Source organism: Anaerococcus sp. HMSC065G05 (assembly GCF_001812365.1).
Lineage (GTDB): Bacteria > Bacillota > Clostridia > Tissierellales > Peptoniphilaceae > Anaerococcus > Anaerococcus vaginalis.
In genome coordinates, this window is sequence record NZ_KV808710.1 from 40,225 (window position 1) to 56,335 (window position 16,111).

General features: G+C 31.1%; 9 protein-coding genes. 6 read left to right on the forward strand and 3 right to left on the reverse strand.

Going from position 1 to position 16,111, the window contains the following annotated elements; all coding sequences use genetic code 11:
* Positions 1-103: 103 nt before the first annotated feature.
* The gene (gene glsA, locus HMPREF2852_RS05605) at positions 104-1,033 is read right to left on the reverse strand and encodes a glutaminase A (protein ID WP_070606556.1); all 930 of its coding nucleotides are present in this window, start codon (positions 1,031-1,033) and stop codon (positions 104-106) included.
* Positions 1,034-1,118: 85 nt separating this feature from the next.
* On the opposite strand from glsA, the gene HMPREF2852_RS05610 reads away from it, so the two are divergent.
* Together HMPREF2852_RS05610 and HMPREF2852_RS05615 are read left to right on the forward strand one after the other, a co-directional pair.
* The gene (locus HMPREF2852_RS05610; RefSeq protein WP_070606558.1) at positions 1,119-1,715 is read left to right on the forward strand and encodes an HD domain-containing protein; all 597 of its coding nucleotides are present in this window, start codon (positions 1,119-1,121) and stop codon (positions 1,713-1,715) included.
* Positions 1,712-2,848 (forward strand): MFS transporter, encoded by a 1,137-nt coding sequence (locus tag HMPREF2852_RS05615; protein ID WP_070606560.1) that lies wholly within the window; start codon positions 1,712-1,714, stop codon positions 2,846-2,848. Before HMPREF2852_RS05610 ends, HMPREF2852_RS05615 begins: the two co-directional genes overlap by 4 nt.
* A 9-nt stretch (positions 2,849-2,857) precedes the next feature.
* On the opposite strand, the gene HMPREF2852_RS05620 is transcribed toward HMPREF2852_RS05615, so the two are convergent.
* Positions 2,858-3,133 (reverse strand): GNAT family N-acetyltransferase, encoded by a 276-nt coding sequence (locus HMPREF2852_RS05620; protein WP_070606564.1) that lies wholly within the window; start codon positions 3,131-3,133, stop codon positions 2,858-2,860.
* Between the two features lie 146 nt (positions 3,134-3,279).
* Here HMPREF2852_RS05620 and HMPREF2852_RS05625 point away from each other — a divergent pair, with 146 nt between their 5' ends.
* The gene (locus HMPREF2852_RS05625; protein WP_070606567.1) at positions 3,280-4,047 is read left to right on the forward strand and encodes a hypothetical protein; all 768 of its coding nucleotides are present in this window, start codon (positions 3,280-3,282) and stop codon (positions 4,045-4,047) included.
* 30 nt (positions 4,048-4,077) lie between these two features.
* Here the strand turns inward: HMPREF2852_RS05625 and HMPREF2852_RS05630 are convergent, their stop codons facing one another.
* Positions 4,078-5,925 carry a heavy metal translocating P-type ATPase gene (locus HMPREF2852_RS05630; protein WP_070606569.1) on the reverse strand — a complete coding sequence of 616 codons (1,848 nt, stop codon included), beginning with the start codon at positions 5,923-5,925 and terminating at the stop codon, positions 4,078-4,080.
* 221 nt (positions 5,926-6,146) lie between these two features.
* Between HMPREF2852_RS05630 and uvrB the strand changes: the two genes are divergently transcribed.
* The 3 genes from uvrB to HMPREF2852_RS05645 all read left to right on the forward strand — a co-directional run.
* Positions 6,147-8,126, forward strand: coding sequence for an excinuclease ABC subunit UvrB (gene uvrB, locus HMPREF2852_RS05635; RefSeq protein WP_070606573.1), 1,980 nt, complete (start codon positions 6,147-6,149; stop codon positions 8,124-8,126).
* Positions 8,127-10,940 carry an excinuclease ABC subunit UvrA gene (gene uvrA, locus HMPREF2852_RS05640; protein WP_070606575.1) on the forward strand — a complete coding sequence of 938 codons (2,814 nt, stop codon included), beginning with the start codon at positions 8,127-8,129 and terminating at the stop codon, positions 10,938-10,940.
* 822 nt (positions 10,941-11,762) lie between these two features.
* The coding region (locus HMPREF2852_RS05645; protein ID WP_070606576.1) for a Rib/alpha-like domain-containing protein at positions 11,763-16,111 on the forward strand (4,349 nt) is incomplete at its 3' end.

Below are 16,111 nucleotides of genomic sequence, written 5' to 3' on the forward strand. Positions count from 1 at the left end.
TTCCGCCCTAAGTCTACGAAGTTTTAATTTTATATAAAATTTTTATTTGTAATAAAAACGAAAAATTTTAAAAAATATAATTTAAAAGTCTTTCAAAATATTTCTACAGAAATATATTAAGTCCTAAGTCTGCTGATAATATTTTTAATAAATTTTTCCCAACAACTGAGTTTCCTGACTTATCTAGTCTTGGGGAATATACACAGATTCCGCATTTGTTTGGTACAACGCCTAAAATTGCTCCGCCTACTCCTGATTTTGATGGGATTCCTACTTTCATTAAATATTCTCCACTTTTTTCGTACATTCCACACGATGCCATTTGGGCGATTGTCATTTGGACTATGTTTTGTGGAATTATTAAATTTGATGAGTGGATGTCAAAGCCTTCGTTGGCAAGGAGCGCTCCTAGTTTTGCAAGGGATTCTACGTTTGTTCCTATTGAACAAATTCTAACGTATAAATCTAAAACTTCATCAGCGTTTTGGGCGAAAATATTTTTGCTTTTTAAATAATAAGCAATTGCTCTGTTTCTGTCTGTTGTAGAAATTTCTGATTTGTAAATATTTTCCATAAATGTAAATGTGCCATCCTTGCTCATTTGTTTTATTAATTCCATAACTCTATTAAATTTTTCTTCTTCGCTTTTTCCATAAATCATTGATGTTGTTGTCATTGCTCCAGCGTTTATAAAGGGATTTGCTGCCCTTTGGTCGATTGGAATTAATGAATTAAATTCGTATCTTGTTGGTTCTGTTCCAACTTTTGAAAATACTTCTTCGGTTGTGTTGTCTTTTAGTGCCATAATTAGGGTAAAAATTTTTGAAATGGATTGAACTGAAAATATTTTTTCTTTTTCTCCAAAGTTATAAATATCTCCACCTGTTGTTACAATAGAAAGGGCAAAGCCGTTTTCGTCTACGTTTTTAAGCTCAGGAATGTAGGAAGCAACTTCGCCTTGGTTTGAAAAATTTTTTGCTTTTTTTATGCATTCTTCTATTTCTTTTTCTATATCTTCTCTTTTCATAAACATAATATCACCTACTTACAATTTTATATAAAATATTTACCCGATTTGATATAATAATAATTAATTAAAGAAATAAAAGGAGTTTCTTATGATTATTTTGGAAATATTAAATGAAGATAAATGGCTAGAAGATTTTAAATTTTTTGAGGATTTTAAAAATTCTTCTTATTACAAAATTTTATTAGATACTTATAAAAATTTAAATACAAAAATTCTTTACCAAAGCAAAATCCACGGTCAAGGTCATATTGAAAGGGTAATTTTTATTTCTATGCTTTTGGCTTTTAATTATAAACTGGACAAAAATGATACGGATATTTTAAGATTTGCTGCATCTTTGCATGATACAAAAAGAGTTGACGATTCTTATGATACAGAACATGGTTATAGGGCAGCTTTATATTCGATTGATTATGCAAAAATAAATGAAAATGATAAAAATATTCTTCAAGCAGTCCTTGCTACTCATTCAAGACCTGACAAACAAATGGATGATACAATTGAAGAATTTTTTGTAAAAGATATGGATAGGGCAAGATATTTGTCAAAACTTTTTAAGGATGCTGATGCTCTTGATAGGGTTAGGCTTGGCGATTTGGATGAAAAATATTTGAGAAATGATTTTTCACATGATTTGATAGATTTTTCTAATAAATTATTTGAAAAATATTTGGATAGACAATGAAAGAAAATTCTATTAGACAAAAAATTGCCATTTTATCAATTTCTTTAATTTTAACAAGCAATAGCATAATTTCTGGAAGTTTAGTTTATATACAAGAAGCCTTCAATCTTACTAGAAATGAGGCTGAATTTATTATAAGTCTTTCAAGCCTTGCTGTTATGATTTTTATTTTTTTGGCAGAATATTTGGCGATTTTTATTGGAATAAAAAATACAGTTTTGCTAGGACTTTTGCTTGTGGGATTTAGCGGAATTATTCCCCTTGTTTTTAGGAGCTATCCATCAATAATTATTTCAAGATTGCTCCTTGGAGCAGGGCTTGGTCTTTTTAATGGGCATTCGGCAAATTATATTAATTTGCTCTACCATGATAATAATGAGAGAACAAAACTTCACGGTCTAAGAAATGCTTTTGAATTTATTGGGCAAATAATTCTTTTTACCTTGGCAGGAATCCTTGTAAAATTTGATTATATGTACACATTTGCACTTTATACATCAGCATTTCTTATTTTTATATTTTTTAAAATAAATGTAGAAGATGTGAAAATTGAAAAAGAAAAAGCAAAGATTAATTTTGATTCTAATATTTTTCTTTTTATAATTTTTGCCATGATAATGATTTTAAATGCAACGGCAATGCTTATAAGATTTCCTTTTGTTGCAAGCAAAGGCTATGGAATTGATGTTAATGTAAGTTTTTATTTGAATTTTGTGCCAATAATTGGAATGGTTTCAGCGTTTTTATTTACACCAATTAATCTAAGACTAAGAGAAAAAACTATATTTTTTGGTTTGGGATTTTTTGCATTGGCAAATTGTTTGATAATAAATTTTGAAAAAAATCTTTTTGGATTTTTATTTTCTATTTTGCTTTTAACTTTTGGGCAATCAATGTGTATGCCTTATATATTTGCAGAAGTACCAAGATTTGTAAAAGGTCACAGCTCAAGAATAGCCACAAATTTAATTTTTATAGGCTGTAATATAGGATCATTTTTAGCACCATTTTTTATGAAAAGCATGGACAAGCTAATAAATACAAATTCCCTATCAAAAGGCTTTGGTGGTTTTGTAATAATTTATTTTATTTTTATTGGAATATTTTTTAGAAGAAATAAAAAAAGAGCCTAGCTGGCTCTTTTATTTATAATATACATCTTTATATTTTTCATCTTTTTCAAATTTATCTTTTATATATGGGCAGGTTGGAATTATTTTTTTATTTTCATCTCTTGCGTATTGAACTAATTTATCTACCAATTTTCCTGCTATTCCTTGACCTCCATATTTTTTGTCAACTTCTGTGTGGGGTGCATCGATTAGATTTTCTTTTTCTACTATATCTATAAATCCTATTTTATTTTCCTTATCAAAAACTTGCACTTGTTTTTCTTTTTTATTTATTTTATATTCCATAATATCACCTCATTTATTTTATACCCTAATTAGCTTAAAATATATTTAATTTAATATAAAAAAATATAATATTTTTGTTTAAAGTCGAATTTGCGGGTATAAATATTTTTGTAAGAGAAATTTTTGGAAAAATGAAAGGAATTATTATGAAAAGAGAATATAGTTATGGATCAATTATTTTGGTTGAGCTTTTAATTGCAATTTTTGCTTTTGTTCTCTACAAAATTTTTGGTAGCAGTGCAGATGAAAGTATAATTTATAATTTCTTATCTTCTGTTATTACTTGGCTTGGTTCTTTTATAATAGCATCAGGTTTAATTAATAATAGAAAGGGAAGTGTTGGAGATTATTTAAATCAATTGCAAAGACTTGACAAAAAAGCAATAATTGTAAATTTAATTCTTATAGCTATTACAATTGTTTTAGGTTTTTCTTTTGGAAAAATTAGAGTTTTTGATGTAGAAAGTAAAAAATTAAATTTATTATCACTTTCTGCTTTTGGAACAATTCTTGCAGGAATTCTTGCAATTTTTACAACCTACGCAAATCATATAGTTTCAGATCCAAGAAACAAAGACCAATCAATTATGGATGCACTTAAAAGTGTATTTTCAATCGGAACAAAATTATTTGGCAAAACTATTACTTTGTATTTGTTGTATATAGTTTTACCGATTATTCTTGTTTTTGGAATAATTGTTGGAATTGTCGTTGGAACAAATAGTCCTGAAGCAGGTATTGGAATTATTATGTTAGGAGGCGGAATTTTAGGCTTGTATTATATATTAATTTCTCCATTAGTTTCAGCAAGACTTTCTGATAATTATTTAAATTTAACAGGAGATATAGAAAGAGAAATTGAAAAAGAAAATCCAGAAAACAATAATGAATTTACAATTACAAGAAATATATAAAAAATAAGCAGGAAGATAAAATTCTTCCTGCTAAATTTTTTTATTAAAAATTTTAATTGATGACAAGATTGAAATTATTAAAACTAATGCATCAACAAGGCTTACAAGCCACATTGGACAATATCCAATTAAAGTTAAAATCAAAAGGACAATTCTTGTAAAAATAAGTAAGATAAGATTTTTTTTGGCAGTTTTATCTACGATTTTTGCAATTTTCATCAAATCTTTCAATTTTCCATAAGATTTATCAGAAATCATTATGTCAGAATTATAAATTGCAATATCTGAAGATTTTTGCCCCATACTAATGCCAATATCAGAATTTTTCAAAACTTCGCCTTCTTTTATTCCATCTCCAACATAAATAATTTTGTGCTTATTTTTTTGCTCATTTTTTATAAGTTCGACTTTTTCATTTGTAGAAATTTCTGCCGCATAGGAAATGCTAAGATTTTTCGCAAGATTTTCTACAACTTTTTCCTTTTCAGCTGATAAAACAGCAATATCAGAAAATTCATTTTTTAAATAATCTATGCTTTCCTTGGCATCATCTTTGATATTATCTTCCAAAATAACCTTACAAACCAAAATATTATTTATTGACATAAAAATTGCCTTTTCATTTGAATCATCTTCAACATTTACAAAGTCTTTTGAGCCTATTTTTATTTCTTCATTTTCATAAGTTTTTGCCCAAATGTCAATATCATTTATATTTTTACTTGCTATAAAATACGAAAAATTATCTCTGCGTCTAAGATTTTTTACAATGGCTTTTGCTATAGGATCAGTCGATAATTTTTCCAAATTATACAAATAATCCAAAAGCAAATTTTTGTTATAAGGAGAATAATATACAATTTCTTTCAAATCAAATTCTCCAACAGTCAAAGTATTTGTCATATCTGTATAAAAATAATCGCAATCAATCAACTTTTCAAAAGATTCTATATCTTTTACAAGGATTTTATTTTTATTTGCAAGAATTAAAGCTGAAATATATGAAAGAGAAATCCCAAGTATAAAAACTTTTGGACAAGAAACAATCAAAAAACTTGCAGATTTTTGCAAATATTTGCTCAAATCTCCTCCCAAAATAGGAGGAACTACAGCAAGAAAAATTGCCATAGCAACAAGACAAGGTGTATAAATTTTTGTAAATTGCTTAATCAATTTTTCACTTTGAGATTTTTTATTTCTTGATTTTTTTATCAAATTTATAATTTTTGCTGCCATAGATTCATCAAAAACTTTCAAAGCCTTGTATTTGATCTCGCCAGTTTTTAACATAGAAGTTGATAAAATTTCACTGCCTTTTTTTATTTCGATTGGCAAAGATTTGCCATTTAAAAATGAAGTATCCAAAAGCCCTTCGCCAGAAATTACAACAGAATCAACAGGAATAATATCTGCCTCTTTTGCAAGAAGTATGTCGCCTTTTTTTATTTTTTTAATCGAAATTTTTGCCAAAGTCCCATCATCCAAAACTTTTGTAACTGTTTTTGGGACAATATCAAATAATTTTTTGAAATTTTCATCAATCCTATCTTTTGAAAGATTTTCAAAAAATTTTCCAAAATTAAATAAAAACATTATGGCACAAGCATCAACAAAAAATCCCATAAAAAACGCAAAAAAACTTGCAAGAGTAATAAGGAAATTTTCATCCATAAATTTTTTATTAGAAATTGAATTTATTGCATTTACAATAGTATCTGCTCCAACAGCAAGATATATTGCAAGAAAGCTAATAACAAGGAAAAAATTTTTCCCATTTTGCTTAAATCTATAAGTGACAAAGATAAAGAAAATTGCAAACATTGTTAGGACTAACAATTCATTTTTTCTTTCCTTTTTCATATTTTTAAAAATTTCCATATATATCAACCTTTCATAATTAAATTTTAAATTAAAAATTTTAGACTTATATTCACAAAAAATTATAGCAGAAAGGCGAATTTGTGGCAAGATTTAAAGCTTTTAATCCCTAGTAAATAAGTTGAATTTAAAAAGTGAAAGTGTATATTGGAAAAGACTGAAAATAGATTTAAAAAAGAAAAAAATTTAAAAAATTATGATTTACATAAAGGAAGTGTCAAATGACAAAAAATAAATTTATTTTAAAATCAGACTATACTCCAAAAGGAGATCAGCCAGATGCAATTAAAAAACTTGCTTGTGGAATAAAAAAAGGAAAAGCTCATCAAATTCTTCAAGGAGTTACAGGTTCTGGTAAGACTTTTACTATGGCAAATATAATTCAAGAAGTTCAAAAGCCAACTCTTGTTCTTGCCCACAACAAAACACTTGCCTACCAATTATTTACAGAATTTAAAGAATTTTTCCCAGACAATGCCGTTGAATATTTCGTATCGTATTACGATTATTATCAACCAGAAGCCTACGTTGCGGCAACCGACACATATATTGCAAAAGATTCTTCAATCAATGATGAGATTGATAAATTAAGACACTCAGCAACAATGAGTTTGTTTGAAAGACGCGATGTAATAATTGTGGCGAGTGTTTCTTGCATTTACGGCTTGGGAGATCCTGAAGAATATAGAAAATTAGTTTTGTCCCTAAGACCAGGTCAAGAAATTTCTCCAGAAGAAGTTATGAAAGAATTAATCGAAAGACAATTTGTAAGAAATGATTTTGATTTTTCGCGTGGAACTTTTAGAAGAAGGGGAGATGTTTTGGATATTTTCCCAGCAGGAAACGAAGAAAAAGCAATAAGAGTAGAATTTTTTGGAGATGAAATTGATAGAATTTCAGAATTTGATTCTTTGACAGGAAAAGTTACAAGCCACATCTCCCACGGCTATATTTATCCTGCAAGTCACTACGCAACAAGCGCCGAAAAAGCAGCAGCTGCAATTACAACTATAAAAGAAGAATTAAAAGAAAGACTTATTGAACTAGAAAATGAAAATAAATTAGTAGAGGCTCAAAGGCTTGAGCAAAGAACAAATTACGATATAGAAATGCTAGAAGAAATTGGTTTTTGTTCGGGAATAGAAAATTATTCAAGGCATTTGTCCCAAAGACAACCAGGCTCAAGACCTTACACCCTTATAGATTATTTTCCAGATGATTTTATGCTTTTTGTTGACGAATCTCACGTTTCAATTCCTCAAGTTGGTGGAATGTATGAGGGGGACAGGTCAAGAAAACAAAATCTTGTAGATTTTGGTTTTAGACTTCCATCAGCCCTTGACAATAGACCTTTGAAATTTCCAGAATTTGAAAAATTAATTAAGCAAACAATATATGTTTCAGCAACTCCAGGTCCTTACGAAATGGAAAAAACAGGAGGAGATGTTGTTGAACAAATCATAAGACCAACAGGACTTTTAGATCCATTGATTGATGTAAGACCAGTAGAAAATCAAATTGATGATTTGATAGAAAATATCCATCAAATTATCGATAAAAATGAAAGAGTTCTTGTAACAACTCTAACCAAAAGAATGGCAGAAGATTTGACTGATTATTTATCAGAAAATGGAATTAAGGTAAAATATCTCCATTCAGATATAAAAACAATCGAGCGAAGTGAAATAATTAGAGATTTAAGACTTGGAAAATTTGATGTTCTTGTTGGAATAAATCTTCTTCGTGAAGGATTAGATTTACCAGAAGTTTCCTTAATTGCAATTTTAGATGCAGACAAGGAAGGATTTTTAAGAAGCGAAACTTCCCTTATCCAAACCATAGGAAGGGCTGCAAGAAATTCAAAAGGTCATGTAATAATGTATGCAGATAAAATTACAAGATCAATGAAAAAAGCCATTGATGAAACCGAAAGAAGAAGAAAAATTCAAACGGAATTTAACGAAAAACACGGCATAACCCCAACGACAATCAAGAAGAATATAGCAGAAATAATTCAAGTAACAAAATCAACAGAAAATGTAGAAGAAGTAAAAGAAGAATTCTCACAAGAACAAATTGAAAATATAATTATAAATTTGGAAACAGAAATGTATAAGGCCGCAGAAGAATTAGATTTTGAAAAAGCAGCACAAATCCGTGACCAAATAGCAAAAATGAAAAGAGAATTTGCGGAGGTATAAATGAGTGAAAATAAAATAGTAATAAAGGGGGCAAGGACTAATAATTTAAAAAACGTAGACCTTACCCTTCCTCGCGATAAAATGATTGTATTTACTGGACTTTCCGGATCGGGAAAGTCCACCTTGGCTTTTGACACAATTTATGCCGAAGGTCAAAGAAGATATGTAGAAAGTTTATCATCATACGCCAGACAATTTTTGGGAAATTTGGACAAGGCAGATGTTGATACAATCGAAGGACTTTCTCCATCAATTTCAATCGACCAAAAAACAACCAACAGAAACCCAAGATCAACAGTTGCAACTGTAACAGAAATTTACGATTATTATAGGCTTTTATTTGCAAGAATTGGAGATGCCTACTGTCCTGTTTGTGGCAAAAAAATTGAAGCCCAATCAATCGATCAAATGGTAGATAGGATTTTAAAACTTGAAGAAAAAACAAGAATCCAAATCCTTGCCCCAGTAGTAAGAGCCCAAAAAGGTCAACACAAAAAGAAACTCGAAAATATCCAAAAAATGGGCTATGTGAGAGTGATGATTGATGGCGAAAGATATGATCTTGAAGAAGAAATTGAACTTTCAAAAACAAAAAAACACGACATATCAATAATAGTTGATAGGATTGTAATAAAAGAAAAAATTGAATCAAGACTTGCAGATTCTTTGGAAACTGCCCTTGAACTTACAGATGGACTTGTAGAAATAAATGTAATAGACGGAGATGATTTTATCCTTTCATCCAAACTTGCCTGCCCAGAAGGTCATATTTCCCTTCCAGAAATTACACCAAATATGTTTTCATTCAACGCTCCCCAAGGAATGTGCCCAGAATGTAATGGACTTGGTTTTCATTTGCAAATCGATCCAGATCTTGTAATTCCAGATAAAAATCTTTCCATAAATGAAGGGGCAATCGACCCATACGCCACAAGCGGAAAAGGAACATATTATAATGAAATAATTAAAGCCATTGCCAAAAATCACAAATTTTCCCTTGATGAGCCAATCAAAAATGCTCCAAAAAAAATGATTGATGAAATTTTGTACGGAACAAAAAAAGAAATTTCTTTTACCTTTGACAGCCATTTTTCTGGAAGAAAAAATTACACAGGACATTTTGAAGGAGCAATCAAAAATTTATCCGACAGGTACGAAAGAACAAATTCCGATTCTCAAAAGAAAAGAATGAGAGGCTTTATGAGCGAGGAAGAATGTAAAACTTGTCACGGGCAAAGATTAAAAGATGAAATCCTTGCGATAAAAGTAGATGGCAAATCAATTTCAGAAATTGCAGATATGTCAGTCGACAAAACTATAGAATTTTTTGATAATTTAAAGCTTTCTCCAATGAAAGAAAAAATTGCCGAACTAATAATAAAAGAAATAAAGGCAAGAATAAAATTTTTACAAGACGTAGGACTTGGATATCTTTCCCTTTCAAGAGCAGCCTCAACCCTTTCCGGTGGAGAAAGCCAAAGGATAAGACTTGCAACCCAAATTGGATCAGGTCTTGTTGGAGTTTGTTATGTTTTGGATGAGCCATCAATCGGACTTCATCAAAGAGATAATAACAAATTAATCAAATCACTTAGAAATTTAACAGATATTGGAAATACCCTAATAATTGTAGAGCACGACGAAGATACCATGAAAGCTGCAGATTATCTTGTAGATATTGGACCAAAAGCAGGAGTCCATGGAGGAGAGATTGTTGCAAAAGGATCACTTTCCGATATAAAAAAATGCAAAAAATCAATTACAGGCGCCTACCTTTCAGGAAAAGAAAAAATCCCAGTGCCAAAAGAGAGGAGAACTTGGGACAAATATATAGAAGTAAAAAACGCCAGACAAAATAACTTGAAGGGAATCGATGTAAAATTTCCCCTATCAACCTTCACAGCAGTAACAGGAGTATCAGGATCGGGAAAATCTTCCTTGGTAAATGAAATTTTGTACAAGGCAGTTACAAAAAAATTAAATAAATCCAAAACCCACCCAGGAAAACACGATTCAATTGAAGGCGTAGAACAAATTGACAAAATTATTTCCATCGACCAATCCCCAATAGGAAGAACGCCAAGGTCAAACCCAGCAACCTACACCAAATTATTTGACAATATCAGAGATGTATTTGCCATGACAACCGAAGCAAAAATGAAAGGCTTTGACAAGGGAAGATTTTCCTTTAACGTAAAAGGCGGAAGGTGCGAAGCCTGCAATGGCGATGGAACAATAAAAGTAGATATGATGTTCTTGCCAGACGTCTATGTTCCATGTGAAGTTTGCCACGGACAAAGATACAATAGAGAAACCCTCGAAGTAAAATACAAGGGGAAAAATATATCCGAAGTTTTGGATATGACAGTAGAAGAAGCCCTAAAATTTTTCGAAAATCATCCATCAATAGTAAAAAAATTACAAACCCTATATGACGTAGGACTAGGCTATATAAAAATTGGTCAACCATCAACAGAACTTTCGGGAGGAGAAGCCCAAAGAGTAAAACTTGCAAGCGAACTTGCAAAAAGATCCACAGGTCAAACCCTATACATTTTAGACGAACCAACAACAGGCCTTCACATGGCAGACGTTCACAAATTAATAGAAGTTTTAAACAGATTAGTCGACCAAAATAATACAGTAGTAGTAATAGAACACAATCTTGACGTAATAAAAGTAGCAGATTACATCATAGACCTAGGACCTGAAGGCGGAGATGGAGGAGGAGAATTAGTAAAAACAGGCACACCAGAAGAAATAGCAAAAACAAAAAAATCCTACACAGGACAATTTCTTAAAAAAATATTGTAGAAGATAAAATATATTTCAATAAGAAAATCAAGAAGAAAAACTAGGATAAAGATTAAAAATATAAAAATAATAAAACTTTAGCAATAAAATAAAAATAGCAGTACCCCATCTTGACCTTGTGGAGAGATCTCATAAAAAGAGTTAGTCTATGGATATAGTATATTTTTAAAACAAATATAGAATTACAAAGAAAAAAATGGGGTGTAGCGTATTTTTATTTTCAAATTAATAATGAATCACTAAACTAACTTTGTCTACAATCTAAGGCCACCTTGATGTGGTCTTTTATTTTTTCTATTTTTCTGGTATAGTAGAAAAAATCAAAACTCATTTTTCAAATATTTTAAGCAAGTAGGCAAGTCGTGATTTTTTATTTTTTTCAGATTTTTTCACGACTTAGCCATCTCATTTTTTTATTTAAATATTCAAAAATTTTTAAAATGTTTAAATTTAGAATTCTTTATTTTTATTTCCAAATATTTATAAAATAATCTTTTTTCAAGAATAAAAATTCATCATTATACAAGATTTTTTGATAACAAAAATCAAAATCTTGAAAAATTAGACGGGAATTTAAATATATTTACTTGAAAAATAGATTGAAAAAATATTTATAAATTTTAAAGTTAATTTTTTATGAATATTTTCAACTTTGATAAATTCAAAACCAAGTAGATATTTTGAACGAATATGATATAATAACTTATATAAAAATAGTTAACAGTGTGAATACAATAAATTTGTGGCTATTTTATTGCATAAATTACCACATTTTCATATTACCACTTTAACAAAATATATTAATGAAAGGATAAGAAAATCATGAACAATTCGAAAAAGATGACTGAAATCATCGAAAAGAAAAAAGAATTAAGTCAAGAGAAAACTCCTAAGTACGGTACAAGAAAACTATCCATTGGATTAGTTTCATGTATGTTAGGATTTTCATTAATAATTGCTCCAGGATCTTCTAAGGCTGCTGAAGCTAGTGAAAATGAAACAGTAGCAACAGAGACAAAAACGCCAGAAGAAAATCCAGTTGAAGAAGCTACACCAGTAGCAAATGAAGAAATTAAAACAGAAGAAACAAAAGAAGAAGTTGTTGCAAAACAAGCTGATACTTTTGTAGAAAAATTAGAAACTATAGAAGTAGAAGAAGGAGAAGAAATCGATTACAAACAAGCTGTAACCAATCTTCCACAAGATGCAAAACTTGATGTAGTAACACCAGTTGACACAAAAGAAGCTGGCGAAAAAACTACAAGTGCAAAAATAACTTTTGCTGATGGATCTGTAAAAGAAATCCAAATCAAAGTTAATGTTAAAGCTGTTGAAGCAAAAGAAGAAGCAGAGGATTTGGAATTTTCTGAAAATGTAGAAAGAAAACCAGCAAAAGCTCCAGAAAGTCCAACTACTGGAGTTAGAGAAGCAGATCAACCAGAAGATACAACTACTACTTCAGATGCAAAAAATGCTGTACACGGCTATGTCGGCGTACAAGTAGGCGATGATATAAACAAAGATTTATCTAAAGCAGGTAAAGGTCAATTTAGACCAATTGAAGGCGTAAGAGTATACTTCCAATGGTTTGAAAAAGAAGGTAACAGAGTTTCTCCAGTTTATTCTGCAGTATCAGATTCCACAGGTCAATTCCACATGGAAATCAAATCATATATTGGAGAAGATGGAAAACTAGTTAAATTTGATGCTGATACAACTTCATCTGCAGGCTCTGAATCTTATAAGTTTTGGGTAGATGCATCTACAATCCCAGCTGGCTACCAACTTCAATATTCAACAGGAGAATCAGTTGAATTTACAGATAGGGGAGTAGCTGGTGCAAATTACTATTTAATACCTAATAAACTTACTGATTTTAAAGTACTTCTAATGGAAATTCCAAAAGAAGATCTAATGCATAAACAAGATAAAGAGACACCTGCTCAAATATTTAAAACAGATCCAGGTCAAGGTGCAGTACGTGGTAAAGTATCTTGGGACTATGAATCTGCAGGCGGTATCCAATGGGGTATTGTAGCAACTCATACATCACCAGCTCCAGGAGTAAAAGTAAGAGCTTCTTATTTATCTGACTATGCTCTAAAACAAATATTTAGCGCAGAAACTGCTAAAATGTTAAACGTTTCATCTCCTAGTAAAATCCGTGGTGCAGGTTGGACCTATAATCTTGAAAAACAATTGCAAGATTGGATAAAAGAACAAGTGGCAAAAGACCCAGACAAATGGATTGCAGAAACAGTAAGTGCTGTTACAAACGCAGAAGGCGATTATAAAATCCAATTTAATGGTACTTGGGGACCTGAAAGAAACGGAGTAAATGTAGCTGAATATAATAGAGTAGCTGGAAAATATTACGCTGGAGATGCCCACAAATGGACAGAAGAAGAAGTAAATAGACTTGGTACTGTTGCAAATAGTGCTGAAGAAGGATCTTTCTTAACAGGTGCATTAGATTGGAAAGAAAAACATATTAACTCTGATTGGTTATTCATTTCTGTAGAAGGCACAGACAAGCTAAGAGTTATGACTCCATGGAACAACAACTGGTACACAGGTTCTAACAATGCTTGGGGTATCCACGGTGGTTGGGCTCAAACAGCTTTTGGTGTATCAACAGCTCAAACAGCAAACTCTACAAGAGCTGACTTCGCATTGGCTCCAGCAGAAATTAAATTTAATATTACAAATTATGACACCGGAAACAATACAGCAACACCAGGAGATGTAGCAAAAACTGAAACAGCTGGACTTCCTTATAGCAATACTACTGATTCATTTAGAATAGTTTGGTATGATGCAGAAGGAAATGTAGTTAAAACTGAAAATGCATCTAAACCTTCATCAACAGGTGGATTCCCTGAAGCAACTTTTGATACAAAAGATGTAACAGAAACAAAAACTTTCACAGCTAAATTATATAGAGTTGATTCAAAAGGAAATAATGCACAATTATTAGCTCAAGACTCATTTACAGTTGAAGTTAATAAAAATGTTGGTTCATTAAACGAAGAAGTTAAATTTGATAATGAACCTATTGACGGTGCAAAATATAGTGCTGAAGGTCTTCCAGCAGGATTAACTATAGATGAGACAACTGGAGTTGTATCAGGTAAACCTACTGAAGCTGGTAAATTTAAGGCAACAATAACAGTAAAAGTACCAGATGATGCAGGCGAAATATCTGTAACAAAGACACAAGAATACATTATAACAGATTCTCCATTAAAAGATGGTAATGTAGGAAAAGAATATAATACTACAGTAAAACCAAGTCCAATTGATGGATATGTATTTAAAAATGTAACAGCTAAATTTATAGATGGAAAAGCTATTGATGGTCTAACAATCACAGGAGATCAAATTACAGGAACACCAAAAACAAAAGTTGAAGCAACACAAGATGATCCAAATGTAGAAGTAACTTATGATATTTATATATTAAATGAAAAAGGCGAAGAAGTATTAATCAAAAAAGGACATGTAGATAGAGTACCTCTATCAATAGCTGAAGAAGAAAAAGACACAACAAAACCAGAAATTGGTGACCTAGACGATGATGACAATCCAGACACACCAGTAGCTCCAAAAGAAGACGAAAATAATAGAGGACCACAAGTATGGGCAAATGGAGCAAGAGTAACAGAAGGACAAGAAATCACACCAATCAAGGTAAACGTAACAGACGATACAGATAAAAATCCAACAGTAGAAGTAACAGGACTTCCAAAAGGATTAAGATACAACAAAGAAACAGGCAAAATCGAAGGAACACCTGACAAACTAACAAACTGGGCAGACACAGAAGAAGAAAGAGACTTCACAGTAACAATCAAAGCAAAAGATGCAGCTGGAAACGAATCAACAAAAGAAATCCAAATAACAATATTAAGAGATACAGATGGAGACGGAATACCAGATTCAACAGATCCAGACGACGACAACGATGGAATCAAAGATGAAGAAGATAAAAATCCAAAAGCATGGGATGCCAACGTTAACGGAAAAGTAGAAACAACTGTAGGAACACAACCAACAGCAGATCAATACAAAGAAAAGATAACAAACCTACCAAAAGGATCAGAAGTTGTAGTAAAAACAGAACCAGACGTATCAAAAGCTGGAGAAACAAAAGCAGTAGTAACAGTAACATTACCAAACGGAGAAGAAGTAGACGTTAAAGTACCAGTAACAGTAACAGATACAACACCAGCTAAACCAGATGCTCCAACTCTAAAAGCAAACGATGATGGATCTGTAACAGTAACACCACCAACTGACAAAGACGTTGATGTTGTTCAAATCACATACACTGATGAAAACAATCATCAAGGAACTCTTGTAGCAACAAAGGGCGATGATGGAGCTTGGAAATTGCCAGATGGAACTGACCCATCTATAAAAATAGACCCAACTACAGGCGTTGTGACAATTCCTGCAAATCAAGTTAAAGATGGAAGCGAAGTAAAAGCTATAGCTGAAAAAGATGGTACACATTCTGATGAAGCAAAAGTAAATGCAAAAAATAATCCAGTAACTAAAAAAGAAATCACAAAATGGGTACAAGAAACAGCTGATGGAAAAACAATTGAACTAAAAAAAGAAGATGGTGCACATCCAGATAACGATGGAGTTTCAGATATAGAAGGATATGAATTTGTTCGTACAGACAAGACTGAAGACGATACAACAATAACATATACAAATGTATATAAATTATTGTTAGGATCAAAAGCAGTTGGACTTGATGGAAAAGAACTTAAACCAGCATCAATAGGATATGATAAGGAAAATCCAGAAAAATTTGATGGATATACTTATTTATTTGATGAAGGCGAAAGCAATCCATCAGATGTACAAGGTCAAAAAGCATATCTAGTAAATAGAATTTATGCTAAAAACCCAGCAGTAGTAGAAGTAGCAAATCCTGATTCATTAACAGCAGATGAACAAAATAAAGTTAAAGAAGCAGTTAAAAAAGCAAACCCAGATCTATTAGATAATCAAATCTCTGTAAATGATAAGGGAGAAGTTACAATAACAAGAGGAAAACAAACTGCTAAATTAGATCCTACTTTAACTGTTGTAAAACAAGGTCAAACACCAGCACCAACAATCACACAACCAAAAGCAGGCGATACAACAGTATCAGG